This is a genomic window from Oleiphilus messinensis (genome assembly GCF_002162375.1).
Classification (GTDB): domain Bacteria; phylum Pseudomonadota; class Gammaproteobacteria; order Pseudomonadales; family Oleiphilaceae; genus Oleiphilus; species Oleiphilus messinensis.
Window position 1 is genome coordinate 5,715,168 of record NZ_CP021425.1, and the last position, 25,148, is coordinate 5,740,315.

Here is a 25,148-nt window from a genome sequence, read left to right on the forward strand (position 1 = left end):
TCCACGTTTTTGATGATAAACCCGACTAACATGAGTCTATAGCGAAACAAGTAGGGTGCAAATCAATTTTTTGCCGGAGAAATCATTGCATTCGAAATTTTATTTAGTTAGCCTAACTATATTATTTGATGATACGGAAATTCTATGGACTATTCGACTTCACTCATATCCTTAACAGGGCGATTACACAGACTGCTTATGCAGACACTTGAAAGGCAAGTTTCAGCTTTGGATATCACCCTGCAGGAGTTTCGTATTATCGGATTACTGGCAGGGGAAACCGGTATCAGTCAGAAGGCCCTGGCGGAAAAACTCTCGGTCAAGGCCTCTACGCTATCGGTCGCAATCGACAAACTGGAGCAGAAAAAAATAATTGTCCGCACCTCCAGCGGTGATGATAAGCGAATCAAACTATTGCGGATCGCGCCAGAGCACAATTTACAACCCGCTCATTTGATTCTGCAACGATTAGAAGCGCAACTCACCGCTCAACTCACACCGGAAGCGCTGGCACATACCATTGCAACACTTCAGCAATTGATCACTCAGCTTGAATCTGAGTCAAGGAAGGAAATATGATCGCGACATTTGTTCTCAAAGCCGTTGTACGCAACAGTTTCAAAGCACTTAACACTCACCAGCTGGATCATCTTCTGGCCGGTTGGGACGATCACGCCACATTCGACTATCCAGGTAATCTCAGCGTCAGCGGGCGATTTACAGGTAAAGCTCAAATCAGGGAATGGTTCAGCCGGATGTTCGAGCAATACCCGGAAATCGATTTCACCCCACGGCATATTTGCGTAGAAAACATTTTTGATTTGACAGGAAATAACCAAGCCATGGTTCAGGTCGATATCAAACTCACCAATAAATCCGGAGTTACAGTAAGCAACTCCGCTGTGATTTGTCTAAAAATTCGAAACCGAAAAGTCGTCGCCGCCCGCGATTACTTCTTCTATCCCGAGCGGCTTGCAATCGGTTGGGCGGAAATACCTGTTCCTCAAGCCTGACTCACGACCTCGACTGAAATGGGCACGCCATTCAAAACGGCATTTCCGGAAAGGAGATCTACCGCCTTTTCATCAGTCAGGTCGTTGACACTCACACCGGCATGCGCCATTGCGATGGTTTGACGTATATCCCCCTTGTTGTGACCCCATCCGTGGGGCACACTGATCACACCGGGCATAATCCGGTCGGTAATTTCCGCTTCAATTTCGATTGTACCTGCGCGGGAGTGCAACCTGAGCAACTGGTCATTTTCTATGGCCAGTTTTTGCGCATCTTCCGGATTAATTTGGGCTGTACACCGGGATTTACCTTTTACCAGTCGCTGACTGTTATGGAGCCAGGAATTATTGCTACGGACATGGCGGCGTCCGATCAGCAAAAACTCAGTGTCGGAATCCGATGCGAAGAAACGCTTCTGAATACGCTCAAGGTCGGCAAAGTAGAAATCAGGGTTCAGCTTGATTCGCTTATCCCTGTGATAGAGGCTTTTAGGCAATACCGGTTGCAACGGACCAAAGTCGATACCGTGGGGATTAGCCTTCAACTTGCGAATCGATAAGCCTTTTGTAGGATGGATACCGCCACCATAGGGCCCTGTACGTAAGAGAATTTCCAGTAACGCCTTGGGCCCGGTGAAACTCAGAGCCCGCCGTGCCAGTTTATCTTTAAAACGCGTTGCGGGACGCATTCGGGCTTCCAGCCCAAGGTAGATTTCCCAGTCGTGTTTGCTCTCAGGGGCCGCTTCAAACAACGCCGGCGCATAGCGTGCGGTATTGCGAACCGCCAAACTATGGAAAATTACATCATAGTGCTCACGTTCCAATGGGCTGACGGGTGGTAGTACGATATTCGCATGGCGTGTGGTTTCATTGATATAAAAATCAATAGCCACCATAAAATCCAGCCCCTCCAGCGCCTGGCTCAGTTGCTCGCCGTTGGGCGTCGACAACACCGGGTTACCGGCTACACTGACCAGGCCTTTGATTTGCCCTTCCCCGGGTGTCAGCATCTCTTCTGCCAGTGCCGACACCGGGAACTCACCACCAAACTCAGGCAGCCCCCGAACCCGGGTATGGCTCTTTGCCATATGCCCTCGCCCGGTCTGGCTCAATATATCTGCTGCGGGTTTTGCAAACATCAACCCGCCTCGCTCATCAAGTCGTCCGGTCAGAATATTGAAAAGCATCACCAGATACTGGGAGAGCAAGCCAAACTCCTGAACCGAAACCCCCATACGTCCATAACAAACCGCCTGGTCGGCAGCGCAAAACTCGGAAACCATTCGTTCAATTTCAGAAGCAGGGATACCCACGACCGGTGCGACTGTATCTGGAGCATAAGGCGCAACCGCTGCGGCGATGTCATCCAATCCATCAATCACACTTTCCAACCGGCCAGGGGAAACCCGATTGTCCCGATACAGGATATGAATCATCGCCAATAACAACAGTGCGTCGGTTCCGGGTCGAATGAAATGGTGTTCAGTCGCGATTTCTGCGGTTTCGGTTTTCCGTGGGTCAATCACCACCACTTTACCACCCTGCTTCTGGATGGACTTGAGACGGTTTTTCACATCCGGAACGGTCATAATACTGCCATTCGAAGCCACAGGGTTGCCCCCCAGAATCAGCATATGGGTACAATGATCAATGTCCGGAACCGCAATTTTCAATTGATGTCCAAACAAATGCCAAGCGACAATATGATGCGGCAGCTGGTCTACTGACGTGGCAGAAAATTTATTCCGGGTTCGCAATGCATTGTGCAAATGACGCCCCATCAACATCGCACCGGTATTGTGTACATTGGGGTTACCCAAATAACTGGCTACGGCATTGTTCCCATATTGCTTCTGGATTTTACTCAACCCTGCTGCGGCTTTGTCCAAAGCTTCATCCCAGCTGATTTCACGCCAGCCTGTATCAGTGCGTTCCAATGGCTTTCGAAGTCGTTCGGGATCTTCGTGAAGATCCTGCAATGCCACCGCTTTCGGACAAATATGACCTCGACTGAAACGATCATTTTTATCTCCCTTAATGGAAATAATTTCCGTTTTGGTGTGGGTGATTTCCAATCCACACATCGCCTCACAAAGGTTACAGGTCCGGTAATGGGTTAAAGGCTTGTTCATTCTTTACCTCGTTATTTTTGTCCAAAACAGCATTGCAATGAATTGAAAGGAAGTGCCCAGGGCACGCTCAGGGTTGAATGTTCGGGAAGTACGACGGAAATAAGTCCGCCAGCAATACACAACTGGTACGAGTCGTAATTTCAATAGCCTTCGACTGGTGATAACGCCCGCCATCACAACCAAGCACGAGACTATGAATCAAAGCAGACATGCAATCTACATACAGACACATTTCCTGCTTGGCCACCGGTATCCCCTGCTCAGCTAATAGTGCAGTAAAAAAGCGAATCCATTCCTGATTGATTTCATCCAAGATAACGCCCAGCTTGCCACCCACTGGACCACTATTTTGTTGGTGATCTTTCAGGATGAGCCGAAAAACATCGATATCCGCCAATATGGATTGGAAACACTGCTCGATAAACAAACGGTTCACAGCCGTCATGACCTCGAGATTAAAACTGGAATCCTCAGTCTTGACTGCTGTTTCGGCAGACACTTTCGCTTTCGTCAAATCCTGCAGGGGGCTTAAATAGCGCTTACGCATGCGCTCCCGGAGTTCAGCAAGCAATTGATCCAGGTTACGAAAGTGATTATAGAAAGAGGGCTGAGCAATACCGGTGCGTTTGGCGATTTTGTTCATACTGAATTCATTCACGCCTTCCTCGAGCAGAAGTTTGAGTGCGTTATCCAGTAACGCTTCCCGCGTGTTTCGGGCCCTGTTTTGTCTGACTGTCGCCGACACGATTTTCCCCTTGGTTCCAAAGTACAGGCTTAAACTATAAGGCTATAGCCAAACATAGGCAACAAAAACTATAGGATTATAGTTTATCAGGTAATATCTCTGGTACGGCATTTTGGCTTGAAATCACACTTGAGTGTCCGCTGCGCCTATCCAGAATTCAGACCTCCCCTGTTACCGTAAGCGCTGTATTCAGCGCATCTGAGGTGAGATATGGCATCAATAGCAGGAATAATAACGATACTGGGGCTTGTTCTGTCGCTTACCCATACCAACGCGGTAGCGAATAATGGAACGGTATTCAGTAATCACAAAGTCGAAAAGGTGCTTGAGAGCCGTATCCACCAGATCCGACTGGACATCAACACTATTCAGACCCTGTATTTTAAAGCCATATTGGAACCCACCAACCCACGATACCCCGAAAAGATAAATAACCTCGTACGACCTGTATCCACCAGACTGATCGATCTTTCCCGGTTTGGCGGCAAGTCTGAAGAACACCCATATCACAAGCTCAACGCAATCTGGATGGATTATATCATCGTACTGGAACGTTCGATGGGGGATATCCTTGAGAATGGCTACCGTTTTCATAAACCTGCTTAAACCTACTCAAGGTTTAAACGAGCCTATCCCTACAGCGCAGGGTGCGCGGAAAGCAAGGTAGTGCTTTCCTGAATCAAGTCGGGACTCATGCCCGGTCTACCATCAAGGCGAGCCTCAACGGAGTAACTAACCCGATTCACACGACGAAAGTGACGCCAGCCACTCAGAAAATCTAATGATTTTTCGAGTGGTTGGTACCAACGCTGAAGTTTGTTGTAATACTGATAATCCCCGAGCGCCATCCTTACAGGCGGATGCTCGGTCTTAACGGTACCCTTCGCGTTAATACCAATGAGTTGTTTTGGCGGCTTTTCTTTAAAGCCATAATGCCGACGACCAATCACTAACGCGGCCGCATAGGTAGAACATTAAGCGCAAATATAGGATAACCCAATGATATTATTATGGATTTATTCTGCGATAAGGTAGATTATTAGTCGCCAAACAATCAACCGACCTTAAAGCAGAATGAACCAGCGTAAATTTACCACATTTCTCGAAAAACTCACCCACTCCTTCAATCCAGAAAAGATCACTGAAATCGCAAAACAGGCAGATTTCTGTGTTCGGCAAAGACGAATCACGCCTTTCAAGCTAGTGACTTGCCTGGTTGCCATAATGGCGTCTAGCACCATTGAAAGTGTAGCTGACATTCAGCGTCGATATTGTGAGTGGTCTGACAGCAACATCACTTATCGTGCCTTTCACAACCAGTTTTCGAAACCAGAGTTTCCCGAATTCATGCGGGAAGTGTTGTCATCACTTCTCACTGACTGGTTGCAGCCTGCACTGGCATTCCCGGAAGGCCACTCTTTTCATCAGTTTAAACAGATCCTGATTCAAGATGGCAGCTCATTTGCCGTGAAGGATTCGTTGAAGAAGTCGTTTCCTGGCCGTTTCAAAACCGTCAGTCCTGCCGCAGTTGAGCTTCAGGTGACCATGGATCTTTTGGCAGACCAACCATGCACTATCTCGTTGACGCCCGACACAGCCAGCGAGCGGGATTACCTCCCTGAGCCACAAACTCTATCTGGGTGTCTGTTACTGGTTGACCGGGGTTACTTTGATTTGGAATGGTTTCAAGATCTGCAGGATGCTGGAGGGTTTTATGTCGCACGATGCAAGAACAACATCAACCCCACCGTTGTATCTGCTCATCGGGAAGATGGCAAAATGCTGAAGCACGTGCAGGGAAAGCCGCTGAAATCTGTTCAAGGCAAATTACTCAAGCGACAACGTACGGAACTAATTGTTTCCTGGAAAAAAGGAAAGCACACGATTACCGCGAGATTGATCGCTTGCTGGATCAAGCAGGAAAAGAAATTCTCCTGGTTGATCACCAACCTCCCTCAAACGCAGTTTTCTCTGGACGAGGTCAGTGAGGCTTACCGGTTACGCTGGCAAATCGAATTGTTGTTCAAAGAGTGGAAATCCTATGCCAATCTGCGGTGCTTTGATACCGGCAAGGAATCAGTAGCAACCGGGTTAATTTGGGCGGCGATTGCGGCGGCACTCATAAAGCGTTTTATGTGTCACAGCGCGCAGCGTATACTCGACAAAGCGCTATCCACTCGAAAAACAGCGATGTGCTGTACGATGACCTTTTGCGATACGATGCTTGGCATCATGCGCTTTGACCAGAAGGCAACTGAACTCAATGCGCGCAAATTGATTATCTTTCTTGGGCATCATGCGGGGAGAGCCCACCCCAAAAGAGACTGCAATTCGGGTAGATTCAGTTTGGGTCTACAGCTCTGTGAGGTGGCTTAATGTTCTACCTATGAACGCGGCCGCGTGGTGATCTGAAAAACCGTGTCGATCGCGATACTTCATCCGCCCCAGTAATGAGGTATAAGCCGGATTGACGTGATAAAGGCGTATGCCGCGTTTTATGCTTTGCGTTTCAATCAAGTCCTTGATCTTACCGTAAGCAAAGGCATTCAACATACGGGCATACTGAGGATGATCCTGCTTTTGGTATTGCCGTTTCTTCTGCTGAAAATCCAGCTTTTCAATCACCACCGCTTTACTTTGCTGTGCGGCAAAGTCCATCAGGTCTCGTACGGCATCCCCAATAATGGCTGCCCGTTGAGCATCATTCTTATAGTGTAACGGTAAGTCAAACGTTCGGTGTTGCAGTGGGTTACCGTTTCGATCCAGCTCGACGACCGCTAAGTGGTCCGGGTTGACATCTACACCGATGACACCTTGGTCATCATCGATCCACTCTGCTTGCTCTGTTGGGCCTGCCACTTCCACGCTAACGAGTAACCGCCAACCTTTTTCGTCTCGCTTAAATCGAAAACTCAGGGATTGCCCTTTGATTGATTTATCGTGTTTTTTAACCTGATTCTGCCAAACGGCTTGGGCAATCGCCGCCTTTCCATGCTTGAATTGCAGGCGATCAATGTTAATGGTCGTGCCGAACGTGGCGCGTAATTGGTGGGGCACCAGGAGTTTTAGCTGGTAAGCATCTTCTTGCTCACTGGGCGATAGCTGGGCATTTTGACAGCCCCAGGATTCATCATGAGAACCCACTAATAGAAATTCGCGGTGTCGTGCTTCGTGCCAGCGTTGTTTCCAGCCTTCAATGGCCGAACCCGTTTCTAACGCTTGACGCTCTTTCAGCAGCTTTCGACCACCAAAACAAATCGGTGTTTTGTTTTCCTGTTTCTCGGCCACCAAGGCGGCCTGCTTTTGCTGCCAACGACGCAGTTTAACTTCCTTTTGTCGTAACCTGTTGCGAAGTTGTTTCGCCTGTTGCGGGCTGCCTTTCTCTGCAACATGATCACGGCGCTTCTCTAGTTTGTTGAGTGTTTTCTCCAGCTGTTTGATTTTAACGTCCAGCGTCACCAGTCGGTTGTTTCGATTGGTTTGGTAAGACTGGATTAAGCCTTTAATGCTTTGCCGTACGCCTTGAAACACCCGATAGCTGAACGGCATCCCCATTTCATGCATAAACTGGGTACGATTCAATTGCTGGGCTTTAGGCTTTTGTAAGTTAGCAAACCAACGAAACTTCACTTGATTCCACAGCTCGGCATATTGACACAATGCCGCATCCTGCTCATGAATTAAATCAAGCCGGGTTTCAAAGGTGAGTGTTTTCGTTGGCGTATCCACTAGGTGATGGCTCGTTGATTTTTACGACTACGTGAACCATGCAATCGCGCAATTTGCGTTTTCAAATCTTTTTTCTGATCACGAGAAGAGACGCGTGCATAACAGATCGTTCTGCGTTACTCATTAGCAGTCGACTGACCGCAAAAGGCTAAAAGTTTATCAAGCGCATAACGACGATGGCCACCCGGCGTACGGAAATCTGAGAAAAATCGTGATTCTTTTTCCCAGCGACGAAGGGTGGAAACGGCCACACCCAGCAGAAAAGCGGCAGCGCCTATCGATAGAAATTCAGCCATGATCATCACCTCCATCCATGAGAAAACAATACTGTACAAGCCACTGTGTATGAGTAGGTTTAGTCAAGTATTTCGTTAACTGTTAAAGCCCCGAAAACCGGGATACGGTTGCCTTGATTATGTTCCAGCGAGAATTGAATGCGGTGAACACTCAGCCGTATTTACCCAGCCAGGAACAACGCAGTGTTCGCACTCAACTTAATCGACTGGAAGAACAGCTTGCCCACACCAATATGCTGTACAACGCTCACAAAAGCCTCGGTGTGAATATTGGTTACGAAACCACGATTCCTCTGGAAGATCATATAGCCAAAATTGATATATTACTCGAGACCATCGAGGACGCAACTATCCCCAAAAACACTTGGAACTCATTGCTTTCTCGTTGGGCATTTGTGAAGGGCGCGTACCTGAGCTACAGCGATACCGACGCGACATTTGCCGTTGATTTCTACTCCGCGCAGATGGTATCACTGATTGAAGAATTGAGGCGGCACTGAGCCCTCGCGCCTCACGTACTACACCTTACGTACTACACCTCACGTACTATAAATCAGGAGGCTCCGTTTGAGCTTCTTGCACGGTTTCCACCGTTTGTACGTCCGGATCCGCTGGGACGCCCAGAACCAGCAGGGCGACCAGACCCCGTTCCACCGCCAGAAGGACGGCGATTTCCTGATCTGGGGCTTGCACCGGCTTTAGAATTTGCACCGGATTTGGAACCGGAACCACTGCGGCGACCCGGTCCGCCATTTGCTTTTGCGCTATCTGGCTTTTTACGGGCATGCCCCGCGCCTTTGCCCCCACCAGCTCCTTTACCTGATCCATCCGTCGATAGACCCAGCGGCTTTTGTTTCGGCTTTTTGGGTTTCTTTGGTTTTAGTGGCTTAAGGTGTGTGGGTGATTCCGGTACCCGATGGTCAGGCTCAAAACCTTCGACCTCTTCCCGAGGCAAGACCTTTTGAATCAGGCGCTCAATGCCCACCAGCACATCAAATTCATCTGCGCAAACTAGAGAAATCGCTTCCCCCGATGCTCCGGCCCGACCCGTTCTGCCGATGCGGTGCACATAATCTTCGGCGACCGCAGGCAAATCCACATTAATGACATAAGGTAGCTGATCAATATCCAGACCACGTGCCGCGATATCGGTGGCAACCAATATCTGGATATTATTCTTTTTAAAGGCATCCAGCGCCCGGGTGCGCGCACCCTGGCTTTTGTTGCCGTGAATCGCAGCGGCTTTTATTCCGACCTTCTCCAGCTTCAGTGCCAGACGGTTCGCGCCGTGTTTGGTTTTGCTGAAGACCAGTGCCTGATGCCATTGGTGCTCACGGATCAAACGAATCAGCAGCTCCGGCTTACGCTTTTTATCTACGGGCACAATCCACTGCTTCACCGTTTTCGCCGTAGAATTTTCAGGGTTAACCGAAATCTCGACCGGGTCTGTAACCAGCCCTTTGGCAAGCTGTCGTATCGCTTGCGAGAAAGTTGCCGAGAACAACAGGTTCTGGCGTTTGGCAGGCAGAAGGGTTAACAATTTCCGGATGTCGTGGATAAATCCCATGTCCAGCATGCGATCCGCCTCATCCAGCACGAGCACTTCCAGTTGCTCGAATTTAATCGCATTCTGCTGGTACAAATCCAGAAGACGGCCCGGCGTCGCCACCAGTATATCGACGCCTTTTCGCAGCTTCATCATCTGCGGATTGATTTTGACCCCGCCATAAACCACCGCACAGCGGACTGGCGTGTGTTGGCCATAGACCTCGAAGCACTCACCCACCTGGGCAGCTAATTCCCGGGTTGGCGCCAACACGAGCACCCGCACCTGATTGGCTCGCGGCTGTTCACGGTGCAACAGCTGCTCCAGTATAGGCAAAGCAAACCCCGCAGTTTTACCGGTCCCGGTCTGTGCAGCCGCCATGACATCCTTGCCCTGCAATATAGCAGGTATGGCCTGAGCTTGAATGGGTGAGGGTTTTTCATACCCTTGTTCGGTAACAGCGTTAGTGATGGGGGCTGACAGACCCAGTGAAGCAAATGTCATATTCTGGTCTCTTGAAAATTCCGCGCAGTATATCGATTGCATCAGCAGAAGGCTAATGATTAATCAAAGGTACTGAACAAGAGATGGGAATGAGCCCCCTCACCCCGGTCTCAACCCGCACTTAACCCGGATTCAGTACTGATTTCAACCGCCCGATAATTCCGGTAGCCGGTCGCGCCCGCCCTGATTTTTGGAAGCCATCAAAGGTCAAGATCCCATCGGCAATGGGCGCTTTACGCAAATCCTCTGAATCCTGATGATAATCCTGACTCACCGTCCAGGGGGCTTTGCTCCCTTGCCGGGGCAAACGATCCTGAGCACGTTTGACATAGCCCGAATTCAACGCGGTCAACATTGTGGATTCCGTTTTACAATTATCCTGATCAACCGGTACCACCTGACGGTAGCCATTGGCATCCATGTATTTGATCAGGCGACACAAATATTCACTGGCGATATCTGCCTTGAGCGTCCAGGGCAAGTTGGTGTAACCAAAAATCATACCCGCGTTGGGTATCCCTTCCACTAGCACATTTTTGTATACCATCGTGCTGGGGAAATCGACCGGCTCCTCATCAATCTGTAAATTAATGCCCCCCAGCATCTGCAAATCCAGTCCAGTTGCCGTGATGATGATATCCGCTTCAAGTTGTTTACCGGATTTGAGTTGGATGCCTCCTGCCGTAAAACGCTCAATCTGATCGGTGGCCATGGTCACTTTGCCTTTGCGAATCGCCTTGAACAAGTCACCATCGGCAACCGCACACAGGCGTTCATCCCAGGGATTGTAGTGTGGCGTAAAATGACGCATATCTGCCCCGGATCCGAGCTGGCGACGCACCAGTGACAGTAAAAAACGGCGCATTACTTTGGGACGCTTTCGTGATTCCTGAAAGATCATTTTCTGAATGGCAATATTCCGCGCCCGGGTGATCCGGTAGACCAGCTTATCCGGCAACAGTTTTTGCAGCTGACGCGTCACCGGATCAATGACGGGTACCGGCATCATGTAAGTCGGAGAGCGCTGCAGCATGGTAACCATCGCGGCCTTGTCAGCCATGGAAGGAACAATGGTGACGGCTGTTGCACCGCTACCGATAACGACCACTTTTTTACCCGTGTAATCCAATCCCTGGGGCCAGTGTTGCGGGTGAATAACCTGCCCCTTGAAATCAGCTTCACCCGGGAAGTCCGGTTTGTAGCCTTGATCGTAATTGTAATAACCCGTGCAGCCGACAACAAAATTCGCCGTGTATTCCTGAACGTCTCCGCTCGCTTCATGCGCCACGGTGACCGTCCAGTATTTGAGCTCATTCGACCAATTCGCCTTGATCACTTTCAGGCCATACTGGATATGCCGGTCAACGCCGTACTCTTGAGCCGTTTCCTGCACATAACCCTTGATGGATGCACCGTCGGCAAGGACTTTTGCGCCAGTCCAGGGTTTGAAGTGGTAGCCAAAGGTGAACATATCGGAATCAGAGCGGATACCAGGATAGCGGAACAAATCCCACGTGCCTCCGATTGCATCACGACGTTCAAGAATGGTATACGTTTTATCCGGACAATTGCGGGTCAGGTGGCAAGCCATCCCGATCCCGGAAACACCGGCCCCTACAATCAACACATCAACATGTGTATTTGTCATAACTTTTTTACCTCCGGGAGGCGAACCTCCGGGACGCACCCTGAAGCACGCCCTGATTATTTTTATATTTAACCCATCACACCTCATTGTTACATCATAAAATGGCGCATTACAATGTCATTTCGACCGTAATGCGCCGTCAGGAATGCAACCGATGTGTCGGTTTGTATCAGAGGTTTGCAGGTTTAATAACGGTACTTGCCAGCCTCGATCTCTGCCTGCAGTTCATCCGTCAGCTGCACATAAGTATCCGCTTTGGGTAAACAGACATAAACCGGGTCTGCAACTTTAGCGAGATTAAAACCGTCTTCTTTAAGGGGAGCCTTTTTATGTTTGAACGTGCCCGTTGTTTCCATGCCACTGCTAACGCGCAGGAAGACCGGAATCGCATAATGGGGCAGTTCTTTATTCAGCTCTTTCAGGAACATTGAAAAATCAAATTGGGTGTGGTCACATTCCAATCGCATCGACGCCATACCGGCACGGCCATTCGTGTTGGGAATTTCAACACCATATACCACCGTTTCACTCACGGACTCGATACTGTCACAAATGCGTTCTACTTCAGTTGTAGATACATTTTCGCCCTTCCATCTAAACGTATCCCCCAGGCGGTCGACGAATTGCGCGTGTTTGAACCCCATATCCCGCATTAAATCACCAGTATTGAACCAGGCATCGCCTTTCTGGAACACATCTTCAAAAATACATTGCTTGGTTTTTTCCGGATCGGTGTAACCATGGAAGGGTGACTTCGGCGTAATCTTGCCAATCAACAGACCCGCTTCGCCTTTTTTCACTTTGATCATACGACCTTTGCTATCCCGAACCGGGCGCTCGTTTTCTTTGTCATAGCGCACGATAGCATAAGGTAAAGGGGACAAACCGACCGTATTGTCAAAGTTCATAACATTGGTAAAACCAATGTTACCTTCACTCGACGCGTAAAACTCCATGACCTTTTCAATGCCAAAACGGTCTTTAAAACCACGCCAGATTGAAGGGCGTAGCCCGTTGCCGACGATAATGCGCACTTTATTATTGCGATCACTGGGTCGTACCGGTTGATCCATCAGATAGCGGCATAGCTCACCTACATAACCAAACGCGGTCGCCTGATGCTGATTGATTTCATCCCAGAAACGGCTGGCACTGAACTTACGGGACAACACCAGCGCCGCACTTCCAGCCAGTATGGATCCCCAGCAGACGGCCATTGCAGTGGCATGATAGAACGGTAAGCAAATATACATGCGGTCGCTCGGCGTAAGGCGCACGGCACTGTAACCAAAGTTACCGTATGCTTTCATGTATCGGCCGTGATTGAATACAACCGCTTTCGGCATGCCGGTCGTACCGGATGTATAAATATAAAAGCAAGCATCTTCAGCAAAAACCTGCTGGGTTTGGGGCAGATTGTTTTCCGGCTGAGTCCCGGTAGTCTCCGCCAGGTTAACCCAGCCTTCCGGGGCACTACCAGCATCTTTCAGTGTATCCTGATCCGCCCAGTAGTATTTTTGATCGGGTGAGATGACCAACTCACTCTCGACTTCACTGTAGGCTTCAGCCAGTTCTTCACCGACGATGGCGATGCGAGGCTTAACCAGGTTGATGCTATGAACCAAGACCTTGCCACGCTGAGAGGTATTCACCAGCGCACTGACCGCTCCAATTTTGGCACAAGCGGTAACCGTTGCCAGTAACTCAGGGCGATTCTCCAACATTACGACTACAGTGTCGCCTTTTTGAATACCAATCGATACCAGATAGTGGGCAATACGATTTGCCCAGGCATTAAACTGTGTATAGGTCAGTGCAGTATCATCGTACAAAATGGCGAACCCGTTCGGGTTTTCTTCAGTTGCCTGCTCGACACATCGACCGAGCCCCATTGGCTTGCTCAAATCCGTGGCGTTACCGACACGCAACCCCTTCAACATTGAAGGCAGGCCCGCCATAAATCCGGGCAGTTTTGCTGCGACTTGCGAAATAGTGATCACATCTCCGTGCTTCATAATCTGTTCCCATGTCCTGTCTAATTATTACTATCGTTCTAATTTTAACTATCGTTGTTATTGGTGCACTTCCAGTTTGAGGTGTGCTACTCGGGCTTTATGGCCTCTTTTTTTCTGCGAACGTCAATGCCTGAAAGTCTGATGGAAATCCCAGGCATTGACAAAAATCTGCTGTCTAACGCAACAGACTCTTCGGTTCAGGAATTTTAGTGGAGTGACTGCAGATGGGGAATGCGTAGTTGTTGCACAAAAGTGGCAATTCGTCTCACTTACTCGTGACAAATTCACGCTTTGCTATACAAGTCTCAGAATCGACTGCAACTCATCAAGCTGACAAATCGCTGTCAGTCTGACAAGATCAATGGATCGCGGTAATGCCGGGGGGTGGTGCCAAACCAGGTTTTAAATGCTTTGAAAAATGCGCTGGGTTCACTGAAACCTAACAGACTACTCACCGCATCTATGCTGATCTCGGGCTGTTTGAGGTATTCGATAACTTTGGTTTTACGAACTTCTTCCAGGCACTGCCGGAAATTAGTCCCTTCTTTCTGTAACTTGCGATGCAATGTCTGACGACTCATATTCAGTTCAGAGGCAACCAATGCGGAAGACAGGTTTGCACTTTGAAGGTGTTTCGCAATTACACTGAGCACAGTTGTTTTCACGGATTGCCGTGCTTCCAGCCTGGCAACGACGCCTTCAACCCGCTGGCTGACAATCGCTTTCAAATAAGGATTGGAAGTTGTGACCGGTAAATTCAGCTCCTGTTCCCCAATCACCAAATAATCCTCTGGCTGAGAAAAGCGAACATTCGCACCAAAAACTTTATGATACTCTTTGACATAGGGTACTTCTGTATGCCGAAATCCCACCTCTTGGGGCGATGCATTGGAGTTCGTCAAATATCGCGCCCATGATACCGAGGCCGCGAGGCTGCGCTCGATCGCCGATACATGATCATGGGGCGGCAGGAAACGAAACACAATGCGATACAAAGGCCCCTGAGAACGCACCGTGATCTGTTCACATTCACTCATGGCCGCAATATATTTCTCAAACAGCACAAGGGCTTCACCCAGGGTGGAAGCATGCACAATAAGATGGGAAAGTACGCCTTTCGCGTTCGGATGAATCTGGCTACCAACCACCAGACCAATATGTGGAACGGCATGGTTCGCCCTTGCTCGAGTCCACATTTCACTGACCACATGCGCCGAGACCCGGCGCTCAACATCCGCCACATCAGTCTGCCCCAACTGCAGATCAATCTCGCCAGCGCTTAATACACCGTTTTCGATCAGGGACTCGCACAAGTCCCAGGCGACCGCAGCAGAGACTGTCGGTTGGTCGTCGTGATCCATAGGCTAACTCAATTAACGTTATAATTACTGGTGAGCCACCAAATTTACCCAATTCCATAGCTAAAAGCTATGCTAACGGAACTCAATCGTGAAACTCAGGTTCATAGTGACATCGGTATTATGCTGTTTAAAGCCACTGGTCTGGCTGCCGAGGGGGATCAAACTGAATGGGGTAAAAAACAGAGCGGTGCTCAAAGCCGTATCCGCCAGTAAGCCGCTGTCCAAAAGTGATTCAAGGGAAGTAATCAACCCCTGGTGGGCCGCCGTTGCTTCGGGCTGACTGCGTAACACATCAATCAGCTCTTTCTGGCTACTTACAACAATTTCGTTCACCTGCTGGTTTGCGAATTGCATTTCCGCCAGCCGCTTCTGTTGCAACTGTTTTTGCAACTCGGCGCCAGACATTTGCCCTCCAATGCCCGCCATTTCTATTTCACTCAAGGGCCGAACCTCAGCCACAACAAGACCTGAGAATAACACAACACTCAAGAATGAAATCGTTCGGGTTCCGTGCATGAAATACATGAGTCTGACCCCGCAGTACGGCTTATTTCGGAGATTCAACTCTTAGTATACCGCCGGGGGAATGGGCCCGAAGGAACGTTTTTTTATGTCCGGGATGTTTTAAGACAGCTTGATTATATAGTGGTTCACTTGTACCACTTGACTACTGAAAGGACTAAAATGAATCTAGATTGGCTGGCGTGTGTGCGAATAAAACAGAGGGAACGGACTAGCCGGAAACACGAAGATAAAGAGGGAGGCTCAACAGGTCCTGGTCTATACGTTGAATCACTTTGTGATAAGCCGACGACTTCACAGAATCAAAATGGTCTCGGAACTCGCGCTCGGTCAACCCCTCAGGCAGAACTTGGTCCAAAACAAAATAACTGCTTTCCGAATCTGCATGTGCCAGCACCCACTGTGATTCGGCGGCGCTTTTCTCGCTCAAAACAACATCAGCGAAATGCACCCCGGCACGGTCCGCGGCCAAATCCTGAAAACTGAACCCGCTTCCACCAATCCCGCTATCCAGGATTTCTTTTAGCTCACCCACACTGAAACTGACCTGGGCTTTACTGAACGCTTTAATGGCGGCTGAATATAAAAAGTGCAATGCCAAATCTTTGCGACCGCCCAATGTCCCTTGCTGCACAGATCTGATGGGCAAGGTTTCCAGACCCAACAATGCAGTAAATTTTGCATCCGCCAATCCCAGCATCAAGGCCCAGAATGCGGCTCTGTTTTCGAGGGCCGGATCAGCGCGCTGTGCCCGTCGGTTTGCTTCAGCGAACAAGGGTTGGATAAATCGGGTCAGACTGACGGGTTTGGCACCCGACTCAGTACGCACCGATTCGATAACATTGAAGTAGGGCTGCAGTTGTGCCAACGTTAATGACTGACCACCGGATAACAGTGCACTCAAGCCAAGAGGCAGCTCCGCAGAACGGGATACCATTTGCTTTAATTGTGGCCGTGAAACCTGGCGGACCCATAAAACCCCTCGATCCAACCTGGAAGTGTTCAGAAAGCGTTCGATAATGGGCTCTACATCTTTGCCTAACAGCATCCCCGCTACCAGATTGACAGCCCAGCGGATATCCTCACCGGAGAACGCTATGCCACCCAGCTCGCACCGCTCCAGAATCAGTCCCGGGGAGGTTTCATCAACTGCCTCCGAGCGCACCACAGAGGCCAAACCGGAAATGGGTTGCTGCTGTGGGTGAGCCTCAACACTACAGGACAGATTCAGATATCGGGTTCCCGGTACCACAGCCAATGACGTGTTGAGCTTGAGTTTTGTGTGATTCAGATCCACACCGAACAGCAGGGGTTTAAGTGTGTATGAGGCCATGGAGGCAAGGCTGTGTAAATCCGTGCCCCGAAAGGCCACAAAGCTTCTGGGGTAATTAACAACCGTGAGGCTCAAACGGCGTTTAATACTGGACATTGCTTCCGCACTGGGCACATCTGCAGACTCTGCCACGGGTTTTGATTGCAGCAACATACAAAACAGCGTCAATCCAAACACCGCTAGAACCAGCAGGTTAATGACAACCCGGTGAGCACTTCTAAAAACTGATTTACAGAATCCAGCTATCGGCATGATGTTCACTTCACGAATAAAATGATGAAGCAATGTCCAATTCGGACTACTCAAATTGTATACCTCGACTTCTAAGTGTAACAGATTCACCAATGTGCGCATAAACTGCAGTGAACCAATATTCAGGCAAAAAAAAGCCGGGAAATGCAAAACCCGGCAAAGTTAAGGGAGATAGGAAACGAAAACTTTTTAATCCCAAGGTTGCTGACAATCAGTGATGTTCCATTACCCTGGTCAACAACCTTCAACGCGAAATGATTCAGACTCTGCTATTGGGGCCCAACGACAGTACCGGAAACGTCATTCCAGTCTGCTGAGAACACCTCATCATCGTAAACATAGTGGACGATATCACCGTCTATTACACCACGCTCAACTTCAGCATAATTGTAGTAAGGCTTATCACCCGCCTTGTGCTCAGAAACAATGACACCATTCGCAGACAGACTACCCGCAGCACTCAGATCCAGATCAAATAAGTGCAACCCGGTATACTGCCAGTCCAGCCAGTCTGAAGGATAAGTCTGTACCCCGTCATGAACCCGAACCGGCATCGTGAAGCGGTACTGGTCATTGCCCGTCGCCAGCACACTAAAGGCTTTGTGATCATAGGAAATCGGCGTTTCTGTACCACGTTTACCAAGTTCTACGACTTGAACCTGACGGGGTGAGGACAAATCCGAAACATCAAACAAACCAATTTGAACGCCTTGGTACCAAGCGTTATCTTTTTCAACAATTGCACTCTTGCCGATTCCCAGCAGGAACTCGCTACCAAATGGATGCAAGTAATCAGAATAGCCGTCTACTTTCAGTTCGCCAGCAATTTTCGGTTGAGCGACATTTGCCAGGTCGACAACATATAACGGATCGGTACGTTGATACGTTACAATGTAGGCCCTGTCCCCCAGATAGCGCACCGCATAGATGTCTTCACCAGGCTTACCGATTGCAGCAGGCTGTTGCTCATTTGGCAATGTCGCAATGGTTTTCAATTTGAGCGTGCCAGGATCACCATCACCCAAAACAGTCATACGATGCACTGGACGTGAGTAATCCCGATAGGTTGGCACAAAATCATCAGCGACAATTGAGGTTTCACCCACTTCATCCGCACCATCGACCGGTTCAATCTCTGGAATACCGATAAAACCGGGATCTTCAGCCATGAATGGGTAGTCCGTTGTGACAACTACGAGCGCACCTTCTTTCTCACCCAGACGGAACGAAGGTGATTTCCAGCCCAGCGTCCCTGTCACATCGCCTGAACCGGAATAAACCGGGCCACTCTCGGTATAGGTAAATTTATGGACGTCCGAGGTATAGTCAAAGCCGTCATTAAACAAATACAACGCTGTTTTTGAGGAATAAACACCGGATGTATATCCCGCCACACACACGGAAGCCGGTACCGTTTTGGATTCAAGATCCACTTCTGTAATCGTAACCAGCTCAGGAGAATAATAAGCATCCTGATTACGAGACGAATCCGGCACAAAACAGTTTGACGGATCAACCAGATTTTCACGGGCCTGATAGTTAATTGCAGCTTTAGGTAACAGCAGATCCAGACTCAGGTCTTCGATAACATCTGCATTATTGGAACGGGCACGTTCATCTTCTGCATACCACTCAAGCTCGGGAATGTTCGGTATATAACGCGTAACAAGATACAGCTTGTCACCGATTCGACGGGAATCAATCAATGTCCCTTCGATGGTAATATTCCAGGACTCGGAAACGTTCTGCGGATTATTCACAGCATACATCGTCAACTCAGTATTACCGTTGTTCCACCCGCCATAATAATTCCATGTTGCCCACATGTAGGATTGATCTGTTTGTACTACCACCAGCGATTTAGCACCATTATCAGCGTCATGCAGGTACAAACCGTCAATCAATCCTTCACCTTCATTGAATTCAATATTGGCGACTTCCGTTGCAGCGGTTTCACCATCTTCCGTTTTCAGAATTCGAATTCGGCTGGTGCTGAGCGGCGGCGGGGCAATCAGGCTTTCATCCTCAAGGGCAGCATCTCCTGAGGCCAGCCGTTCTTCATCGAGAGCATCCTCAGGTAAATCGATCGGTGGCTCTCCTACAAACGGTTCTGCGATACCGTAACGAAGATCGTTGGTTGCAACATAGAGATACTCACCATCGAATTTGACCTTGTCATCTTCATCAACACCCTTCACTTGGGTGTTTGTTTCGGTGTATCCCAACAAACTATCAGAGCCGCCATCATCCGCTTCCGAACCATTCTGATCCGCTTCAAGCGTGGGTGGTGCAAAATCGACCTCGCCGGAGCGCTGGCCTCCAACTGTGCGTTTTAACCCTTCTTTTATATAGGCTTCCAGTTCATCGGAAGATTGACTAGGTACCAATGCCGCCGTCGCGGACACTTCACCAGACCCGGTGTTGTCCGTTTCAGGCGCACTGTCACTACCACCATTACACCCGACGATGACCAGCGGCCCGGTGACCACTCCGCCAAGAATTAGAGCTCGAAAATTCATTTCTTATTCCTTTAAATCAGCTATGTCATGTATCAAAACAGCCCAGCCCCGCCAGACCCGTTTATATAATTTTGGAATATTTTCCAAAACTGTTTTATGGAATATATTCCAATTTTTTCAGGAGTGCAAACTTTTGGGGCATTTTTTATACATTTTAGGGTTTCATTTCTTCTACGCGCCCCCCGGTGATACCATGGTATACTTCTCCACCCCGGTCATTTCTGGGTAGATAAAGCAGTCGACTAGGATAAAACAGTGTATTTCAGCTCCAAAAGTGGCCAAAATTGCTCTGGGGACTCAATCGGAAGACAACCAATATAAACTTGGTACTCCGTTTACGCTCGACTCGATAATGAAATCAGGCTGCTCATTTATTCTGCAAAAGTTTGCATATGACTTTTTTTTGGAATATATTCCAAATATAAATCACTCAACCACTATCGGTTAATGACCCATACTGAGACTGAATGAAAGATATCCGTAATATCATTGTGCAATCCATGTTCAAGCTGATGCGCCCGCTTGTGCGAATAATGCTCCGACATGGTTTTTCCTATGGTGAATTCGCCGAGATTGCCAAACTGGCGTATGTCGATATTGCGGAAAAAGAATTTCGTATCGAGGGACGCAAGCAGAGTGTCTCCAGAATCTGCGTTTTAACCGGAATGCATCGAAAGGATGTGAATCGACTTCTGGAACAACTGCAAAGTCAATCCATGGACATTGAGCCACTCAATCGTGCTGCTCGCGTCATTGGCGGCTGGATGAGTGATCCGGACTTCCTAAGTCGGGCCGGCCGACCTAATCCACTCCCGTTTGAGGGAACACAGCACAGCTTTTCTGCCCTGGTAAAGCGCTATAGTGGAGACATGCCGGCGCGGGCTGTGCTGGATGAGCTAAAGCGGGCTGGTGCCGTAATAGTCTCCGATACCGGTAAAATTAAACTGGTGAGCGATGCCTATATTCCCCATAATGCCGACGAGCAATTAATTCAGGTAATGGGGATTTGCGGCACGGACATGCTCAACACCATCTCCCACAATATGGCCCACCCTCCTGAGCGCTCCCACTTGCAACTGGCTGTAGCCTATGACCACCTTGCACCGGAAACGGTACAGGAATTCAAAAAGATGTGTGAACAGGACGCCCATCAGCTCATGAACAAGTACAATGCCTGGCTTGCAGAACGGGATCTCGACAACCCCAAGGTGAAACGGGATCCGGCAAGCACATCCACAGAACGCTTGCGCGCAGGCCTTGGCGTATATTATTTCGAAGACCTGTTTGTTGAAACCAACCGCGATGAAACCGATACTCAAGCAAACGCCAAGGGAGGTGATTAGTATGACTCAGCCTGCCAGCATCATCTTCTTTGCGCTACTTTCACTCCTCACAGCCTGCAGTGGGGGCGTCATCGGTACCGGCGGTGGCGGAGGTGGATCAAATGAAGGCTCTACCGTTACGCCAAGTGCGAATATACAAGGCCAAAGCTATATCAAAACTCCGGCGGGGTCGATTATCAGTGTCTATGAACGGGGTCAATCGAATGCACCGCGCTGCACGCTAGCCCTTGCAGCCAGTCCCGATTTTCACAACGAGCTTGAGCAAAGTCCGCCGACGACCCGGGATGACGTTGGAGCACAATCCGAACTGGATTTGATTTCCCGGGATACAATCCCGCACGATCAAGCGGCTCAAACATTCTCAATCCCGGATACTTGCGTAGAGTCAGACCAGCTCTACACGGTAGTACTCACCCCGGCAGTTGATACTTCGAACCTTGCTGACAGCAACACTGGTGTCCATCCGGCACGAACCGTTATCAGCGGTCAACAGATGATGGATTTAGAATGGGGGATTTCCGACCTGACTGAAGCGATGGTGCAATTGATTGATGTAATGGCCGAAAACGGACTACCGGATAGTGAACTTATCTCAACCATTAATCAGCTTTCACCGCTGTTGGTGACTGCCGATGTCAATGTAGACGGCGCAATCAATATGGCAGACCTGCTTGAATGGAACCCTGCTGAAAATCTTGATCTTATCGCCAATGATACGGTATTCATGGCCCGTTCCAGGCAACCCTCCGATGGTGATGCAAGTATGGAATTTGACGACGTAGAGTCTGTGCGGATCGTCGAGACTGCCTCAGCTCGTCTGATTCGACTTTCAGATAAATTGATCGCGCTGGTTCGCGATGTTGATTCTACAACGTCTGAGATCGTATTGATGGAGCTGGACGCCGGATTGCAATTAACTGAACTCAATCGGCTTAAATCTCCGTTTATAACCGATCTCGCATTGAAAGATCAGCAGTTGATACTCGCTTTAGGTGACGATGGGTTCCAGATACTGGATTTATCGATCCCGACTCAGGTACAAACGGTCTCGAGTGTCGGGCAAAAAACCGACCATATTGTGCTGAACACCAACCGACTGTTTACCGCAACAGTTGTGGAAAGGGAAACCCGAGTTCGCCTTTACGACACAGGCTCAATGACCGCCCCGGAATTGCTCAGTGAGATCAAGCTCCCTGGCAGCAGTTTTGTATCCGCTATGGCCGTCATCGACTCCAATCATGTTGTCGTAGCCTCTGTGGACTGGGCGACGCATCAGAGCATTCTGTATCGTATTGAATCAACAGCGGAAACCCTGACGGTACGCAACACGCGTATCGTGCCGGATCTCAGTGTAATGGATCTGATTGGCGAAGAAACTTCAGTACTGTTTGCCGCCGTTCAACCCTTGTACTTTTCCGAGGGCACACCGGAGTCAGGGCTTTATCGCTGGGCTTGGGACAACAATGACCTGATCTTGCTGCACCGCTCAAGCGCAAACACCATCGATATCGACGTTAATAATCAACGCTTAATCAGTTATGAATCCGGTACATTGGTCTATTTGAGTGCCGACAATTTTGCTGTACAGAATAACTTGACGGTTACCCGACCGGATAACATCGATAACTGGGCGTCAGACTTGGTACTGGTTGATGACGGTACACTTCTGGCAATTCCGGGCACGGGTCTGTTAGTGATTCCCCACACCGGTAATGAAATCGATGCAAGCAACTAACCCCATATTTATCTGCTGAAAACACCAAACTTTACAACAAAGCGCCCTGGACGATAACATCGAACAGGGCGTTATCTTGGAACATACTGGTGTAATCCAGAAGGCGGTGATCAGCGGTCAGCCCGCTCCGTACAACTGATTTTCTGCATTTTGTAATTCCCGCACCGGACGAATTTCGACACTGCCATAGCGGGCAGGAGGAATTTTACCCGCAACCTGAATCGCCTCATTCAAGTCCCTGGCCTCAAGCAAATAAAACCCGGCAAGCTGTTCCTTGGTTTCGGCAAATGGCCCGTCCGTCGTTATAACCTTTCCGTCCCGAACCCGGATCGTTGTGGCCGTCGCAACGGATTGCAATGCATCACCGCCGATCATATGTCCGGATGACCTCAAACCTTCCCCGCAAGCCATGCACTCCTGATTCAGATCATCCCATTGTTGCTGGGTCAGCTTTTGCATTTCAGCTTCCGCGTAGTAGACCAGAGCTAGATATTTCATAATTGATGACTCCCTTGTATCGACATATTGATCCCACTTTAGGGTCTTTTGACGATTCGCCAAATTAGAATTTTCGAAGCTTCGTTGAAGAACACACTTGAGCCGGAGTAATCCAACACCTTCTATCCAGTAGTCGTCTGACGCCAGTGCAAATCGACAGACCCAGTACATTTTTGCCCACATCAGGGTAATTCAGCTAATCGTCTTCGCAGGTAACGCTGTTCCGGGCCTTGCTGACTGTATTTTAATGCCAATATGTAGGCACTTCTCGCTTCGTTCCACCGTTCGCTGCGCCGGAATAAATCCGCTCTTGCGGCATGGAATAAATAATACTCCACCAATTCACCACGAGCGGCGATGGCATCCAATACCGTTAATCCCGCATCCGGCCCTCGATGCATTGCGAGGGCAACTGCCCGGTTTAATTCAATAATGGGCGACGGTTCTGCAATCAGCAGCATGTCATACAGACCTACAATCTGACGCCAATCGGTCTGTTCCGTGCTGGCAGCTTCTGAATGTACGGCGGCAATAGCGGCCTGAAGGGTATAAGTCCCAAACTCCCGCCCACGCAATACTGCCTGCACTAACTGACAACCTTCTGCTATCTGGCCCTGATCCCACAGACGTCGGTCCTGGTCTTCCAGGGTAACAAGGTCTCCCTCGGCCGTTATTCGGGCGCTGCGACGGGAATCCTGCAACAATAGCAACGCCAACAGCCCCGTCGTTTCAGGGTCGGGTAAAAGTGAACAGAGCATTCGGGACAATCGAATCGCCTCCCGACAGAGGTCAATCCGTATTAATGACGCGCCTTGAGATGCCGAGTACCCTTCATTAAAGACCAGATAAATGACTTGCAACACATTGTGCAAACGCTCGGGACGCTGCTCAGGCTCGGGCACTTCATAAGGAATGTTTGCTTCACGGATTTTGGTTTTCGCGCGAACAATACGCTGGGCAACGGTCGACGGTTTGGATAGAAAGGCATGGGCGATCTCTTCGGTGGTCAGACCACAGATCTCCCTGAGGCTCATTGCAGTCTGGGCCGCTTTGGTCAGGCTCGGGTGACAACAGGTAAAAATCAGGCGCAGCTGATCGTCAACAATGTCATCCTCTGCCATGCACGCTGGATCCTCATCGGCCTCAAGCTCGAGTAGCTCCGCAACACCTTGCAAGGCCAGGTCAAAGCGTGCTCGACGGCGAATCTGGTCAATTCCTTTGAAACGCCCGGCAGAGACCAGCCAGGCTCTGGGGTTGTCTGGAATACCTTGTTCGGGCCACTGCTCAAGTGCGGCGAGAAAAGCTTCATGCAATGCCTCCTCAGCGAGTTCAAAGTCCCCGAGCAAGCGGATAAGTGTCGCCAGAACACGGCGGGATTCCGTCGCGTAAATGGCCTTGACGTCCTGGCACATAACGACCTCTATCAGGTTCCAAGTGCAGGAACATTAACCTTATCAGCAACCCGCTGCAAGCCTCCGGACTTGGACTCCGTCACGTTCTGGCGGGTTGCCGACGATGCTTTTCAATCCCCCTCGTGAATTATTAATAACCTTCACGGATTTGACCAAGCTGCTCCGTAGCACGGCGATGTCCGGAAACGGACGCATAGTTGTACCAACTGTCCGCATACTGACGAATAATCAGCGGGCTTATTTCAGTTGTATCCAGTTCATCCGAACCGGAGGCCGGCGGTAGCAGCCGGGCAAAACACTCGGCAATCAGAAATGCTGTATCCGGGGTGATGTTGTCAACTTCATATTCATACAATGCACATTGGTGGAACTGTTCCGGGGCAATCGGTTCGGCCTGCAGAGGTGCCCCGGTCAAGCCCACAAACACTGCAGCGAATGCAACACTGGTACAGTATTTCACAACGTGCGCCTGAAACGTACTCATGTTCGAGATTATGGTTTTCATAACGATGCCCTCATCTTTTACCTGACGTCAGGTAGGCTTA

22 protein-coding genes are annotated in these 25,148 nt (G+C 49.4%); 7 read left to right on the forward strand and 15 right to left on the reverse strand.

Annotated elements, in window-relative coordinates; genetic code table 11:
* Positions 1-144: 144 nt before the first annotated feature.
* Together OLMES_RS24690 and OLMES_RS24695 are read left to right on the forward strand one after the other, a co-directional pair.
* Positions 145-579: a MarR family winged helix-turn-helix transcriptional regulator gene (locus OLMES_RS24690; RefSeq protein ID WP_087463701.1), complete on the forward strand. Its 435-nt coding sequence runs from the start codon at positions 145-147 to the stop codon at positions 577-579.
* Positions 576-1,013, forward strand: a complete 438-nt coding sequence (locus OLMES_RS24695; RefSeq protein WP_087463702.1) for a nuclear transport factor 2 family protein — start codon at positions 576-578, stop codon at positions 1,011-1,013. The genes OLMES_RS24690 and OLMES_RS24695 overlap by 4 nt, the downstream gene beginning before the upstream one ends.
* Here the strand turns inward: OLMES_RS24695 and OLMES_RS24700 are convergent.
* On the reverse strand, positions 1,004-3,145 hold the full coding sequence (locus OLMES_RS24700) for a molybdopterin oxidoreductase family protein (protein WP_087463703.1): 2,142 nt from the start codon (positions 3,143-3,145) through the stop codon (positions 1,004-1,006). The two genes, OLMES_RS24695 and OLMES_RS24700, sit on opposite strands and share 10 nt — an antisense overlap.
* Positions 3,146-3,212: 67 nt before the next feature.
* Positions 3,213-3,890 (reverse strand): TetR/AcrR family transcriptional regulator, encoded by a 678-nt coding sequence (locus tag OLMES_RS24705; protein WP_157678567.1) that lies wholly within the window; start codon positions 3,888-3,890, stop codon positions 3,213-3,215.
* 210 nt (positions 3,891-4,100) lie between these two features.
* On the opposite strand from OLMES_RS24705, the gene OLMES_RS24710 reads away from it, so the two are divergent.
* Positions 4,101-4,496, forward strand: coding sequence for a hypothetical protein (locus tag OLMES_RS24710; protein ID WP_087463705.1), 396 nt, complete (start codon positions 4,101-4,103; stop codon positions 4,494-4,496).
* A gap of 29 nt (positions 4,497-4,525) precedes the next feature.
* Here OLMES_RS24710 and OLMES_RS24715 read toward each other — a convergent pair whose 3' ends face one another.
* On the reverse strand, positions 4,526-4,840 hold the full coding sequence (locus tag OLMES_RS24715) for a hypothetical protein (RefSeq protein ID WP_157678569.1): 315 nt from the start codon (positions 4,838-4,840) through the stop codon (positions 4,526-4,528).
* Positions 4,841-4,964: 124 nt separating this feature from the next.
* Between OLMES_RS24715 and OLMES_RS24720 the strand changes: the two genes are divergently transcribed.
* On the forward strand, positions 4,965-6,266 hold the full coding sequence (locus tag OLMES_RS24720) for an IS4 family transposase (RefSeq protein ID WP_087461237.1): 1,302 nt from the start codon (positions 4,965-4,967) through the stop codon (positions 6,264-6,266).
* Here the strand turns inward: OLMES_RS24720 and OLMES_RS24725 are convergent.
* The gene (locus tag OLMES_RS24725) at positions 6,243-7,619 is read right to left on the reverse strand and encodes an IS200/IS605 family accessory protein TnpB-related protein (protein ID WP_087463707.1); all 1,377 of its coding nucleotides are present in this window, start codon (positions 7,617-7,619) and stop codon (positions 6,243-6,245) included. The two genes, OLMES_RS24720 and OLMES_RS24725, sit on opposite strands and share 24 nt — an antisense overlap.
* Positions 7,620-7,735: 116 nt before the next feature.
* Entirely contained in the window at positions 7,736-7,915 is a 180-nt protein-coding gene (locus tag OLMES_RS24730) for a MerR family DNA-binding transcriptional regulator (protein ID WP_157678571.1), read from the reverse strand.
* 119 nt (positions 7,916-8,034) lie between these two features.
* Here OLMES_RS24730 and OLMES_RS24735 point away from each other — a divergent pair, with 119 nt between their 5' ends.
* Positions 8,035-8,415, forward strand: a complete 381-nt coding sequence (locus OLMES_RS24735; protein WP_087463709.1) for a hypothetical protein — start codon at positions 8,035-8,037, stop codon at positions 8,413-8,415.
* A 53-nt stretch (positions 8,416-8,468) separates the two neighbouring features.
* Here the strand turns inward: OLMES_RS24735 and OLMES_RS24740 are convergent, their stop codons facing one another.
* The 7 genes from OLMES_RS24740 to OLMES_RS24770 all read right to left on the reverse strand — a co-directional run bounded on the left by OLMES_RS24740 (position 8,469) and on the right by OLMES_RS24770 (position 19,615).
* Positions 8,469-9,965, reverse strand: a complete 1,497-nt coding sequence (locus OLMES_RS24740; RefSeq protein ID WP_087463710.1) for a DEAD/DEAH box helicase — start codon at positions 9,963-9,965, stop codon at positions 8,469-8,471.
* 121 nt (positions 9,966-10,086) lie between these two features.
* Positions 10,087-11,613: a flavin-containing monooxygenase gene (locus OLMES_RS24745; RefSeq protein WP_087463711.1), complete on the reverse strand. Its 1,527-nt coding sequence runs from the start codon at positions 11,611-11,613 to the stop codon at positions 10,087-10,089.
* A 185-nt stretch (positions 11,614-11,798) separates the two neighbouring features.
* A complete protein-coding gene (locus OLMES_RS24750; protein WP_087463712.1) occupies positions 11,799-13,628 on the reverse strand; it encodes a long-chain-acyl-CoA synthetase in 1,830 nt (609 codons plus the stop codon).
* A gap of 344 nt (positions 13,629-13,972) precedes the next feature.
* Positions 13,973-14,989, reverse strand: a complete 1,017-nt coding sequence (locus OLMES_RS24755; protein WP_087463713.1) for an AraC family transcriptional regulator — start codon at positions 14,987-14,989, stop codon at positions 13,973-13,975.
* Between the two features lie 72 nt (positions 14,990-15,061).
* A complete protein-coding gene (locus OLMES_RS24760) occupies positions 15,062-15,514 on the reverse strand; it encodes a hypothetical protein (RefSeq protein WP_087463714.1) in 453 nt (150 codons plus the stop codon).
* Between the two features lie 208 nt (positions 15,515-15,722).
* On the reverse strand, positions 15,723-17,150 hold the full coding sequence (locus tag OLMES_RS24765) for a hypothetical protein (RefSeq protein ID WP_157678573.1): 1,428 nt from the start codon (positions 17,148-17,150) through the stop codon (positions 15,723-15,725).
* 215 nt (positions 17,151-17,365) lie between these two features.
* Positions 17,366-19,615 carry a beta-propeller domain-containing protein gene (locus OLMES_RS24770; protein ID WP_087463716.1) on the reverse strand — a complete coding sequence of 750 codons (2,250 nt, stop codon included), beginning with the start codon at positions 19,613-19,615 and terminating at the stop codon, positions 17,366-17,368.
* A 467-nt stretch (positions 19,616-20,082) separates the two neighbouring features.
* Here OLMES_RS24770 and OLMES_RS24775 point away from each other — a divergent pair, with 467 nt between their 5' ends.
* Both OLMES_RS24775 and OLMES_RS24780 read left to right on the forward strand, forming a co-directional pair.
* Complete coding sequence (locus OLMES_RS24775) at positions 20,083-20,958, forward strand: DUF6502 family protein (protein WP_087463717.1); 876 nt, start codon at positions 20,083-20,085, stop codon at positions 20,956-20,958.
* Between the two features lies 1 nt (position 20,959).
* The gene (locus tag OLMES_RS24780) at positions 20,960-22,693 is read left to right on the forward strand and encodes an LVIVD repeat-containing protein (protein ID WP_087463718.1); all 1,734 of its coding nucleotides are present in this window, start codon (positions 20,960-20,962) and stop codon (positions 22,691-22,693) included.
* A gap of 117 nt (positions 22,694-22,810) precedes the next feature.
* On the opposite strand, the gene OLMES_RS24785 is transcribed toward OLMES_RS24780, so the two are convergent.
* From OLMES_RS24785 to OLMES_RS24795, 3 genes are all read right to left on the reverse strand, one after another.
* Positions 22,811-23,191 carry a YciI family protein gene (locus OLMES_RS24785; RefSeq protein WP_087464665.1) on the reverse strand — a complete coding sequence of 127 codons (381 nt, stop codon included), beginning with the start codon at positions 23,189-23,191 and terminating at the stop codon, positions 22,811-22,813.
* A 182-nt stretch (positions 23,192-23,373) separates the two neighbouring features.
* Positions 23,374-24,603 carry an RNA polymerase sigma factor gene (locus OLMES_RS24790; protein WP_087463719.1) on the reverse strand — a complete coding sequence of 410 codons (1,230 nt, stop codon included), beginning with the start codon at positions 24,601-24,603 and terminating at the stop codon, positions 23,374-23,376.
* A gap of 130 nt (positions 24,604-24,733) precedes the next feature.
* On the reverse strand, positions 24,734-25,108 hold the full coding sequence (locus tag OLMES_RS24795; RefSeq protein ID WP_087463720.1) for a hypothetical protein: 375 nt from the start codon (positions 25,106-25,108) through the stop codon (positions 24,734-24,736).
* Positions 25,109-25,148: the final 40 nt, after the last annotated feature.

Excerpts from the sequence above, each read along its gene's own strand:
- OLMES_RS24745 (WP_087463711.1), bottom strand. The coding sequence starts at position 11,613 with ATGACAAATACACATGTTGATGTGTTGATTGTAGGGGCCGGTGTTTCC.
- OLMES_RS24750 (WP_087463712.1), bottom strand. The coding sequence starts at position 13,628 with ATGAAGCACGGAGATGTGATCACTATTTCGCAAGTCGCAGCAAAACTG.
- OLMES_RS24755 (WP_087463713.1), bottom strand. The coding sequence starts at position 14,989 with ATGGATCACGACGACCAACCGACAGTCTCTGCTGCGGTCGCCTGGGAC.
- OLMES_RS24785 (WP_087464665.1), bottom strand. The coding sequence starts at position 23,191 with ATGAAATATCTAGCTCTGGTCTACTACGCGGAAGCTGAAATGCAAAAG.
- OLMES_RS24710 (WP_087463705.1), top strand. The coding sequence starts at position 4,101 with ATGGCATCAATAGCAGGAATAATAACGATACTGGGGCTTGTTCTGTCG.
- OLMES_RS24700 (WP_087463703.1), bottom strand. The coding sequence starts at position 3,145 with ATGAACAAGCCTTTAACCCATTACCGGACCTGTAACCTTTGTGAGGCG.
- OLMES_RS24775 (WP_087463717.1), top strand. The coding sequence starts at position 20,083 with ATGAAAGATATCCGTAATATCATTGTGCAATCCATGTTCAAGCTGATG.
- OLMES_RS24740 (WP_087463710.1), bottom strand. The coding sequence starts at position 9,965 with ATGACATTTGCTTCACTGGGTCTGTCAGCCCCCATCACTAACGCTGTT.
- OLMES_RS24770 (WP_087463716.1), bottom strand. The coding sequence starts at position 19,615 with ATGAATTTTCGAGCTCTAATTCTTGGCGGAGTGGTCACCGGGCCGCTG.
- OLMES_RS24690 (WP_087463701.1), top strand. The coding sequence starts at position 145 with ATGGACTATTCGACTTCACTCATATCCTTAACAGGGCGATTACACAGA.
- OLMES_RS24780 (WP_087463718.1), top strand. The coding sequence starts at position 20,960 with ATGACTCAGCCTGCCAGCATCATCTTCTTTGCGCTACTTTCACTCCTC.
- OLMES_RS24795 (WP_087463720.1), bottom strand. The coding sequence starts at position 25,108 with ATGAAAACCATAATCTCGAACATGAGTACGTTTCAGGCGCACGTTGTG.
- OLMES_RS24695 (WP_087463702.1), top strand. The coding sequence starts at position 576 with ATGATCGCGACATTTGTTCTCAAAGCCGTTGTACGCAACAGTTTCAAA.
- OLMES_RS24760 (WP_087463714.1), bottom strand. The coding sequence starts at position 15,514 with ATGTATTTCATGCACGGAACCCGAACGATTTCATTCTTGAGTGTTGTG.
- OLMES_RS24720 (WP_087461237.1), top strand. The coding sequence starts at position 4,965 with ATGAACCAGCGTAAATTTACCACATTTCTCGAAAAACTCACCCACTCC.
- OLMES_RS24735 (WP_087463709.1), top strand. The coding sequence starts at position 8,035 with ATGTTCCAGCGAGAATTGAATGCGGTGAACACTCAGCCGTATTTACCC.
- OLMES_RS24790 (WP_087463719.1), bottom strand. The coding sequence starts at position 24,603 with ATGTGCCAGGACGTCAAGGCCATTTACGCGACGGAATCCCGCCGTGTT.
- OLMES_RS24730 (WP_157678571.1), bottom strand. The coding sequence starts at position 7,915 with ATGGCTGAATTTCTATCGATAGGCGCTGCCGCTTTTCTGCTGGGTGTG.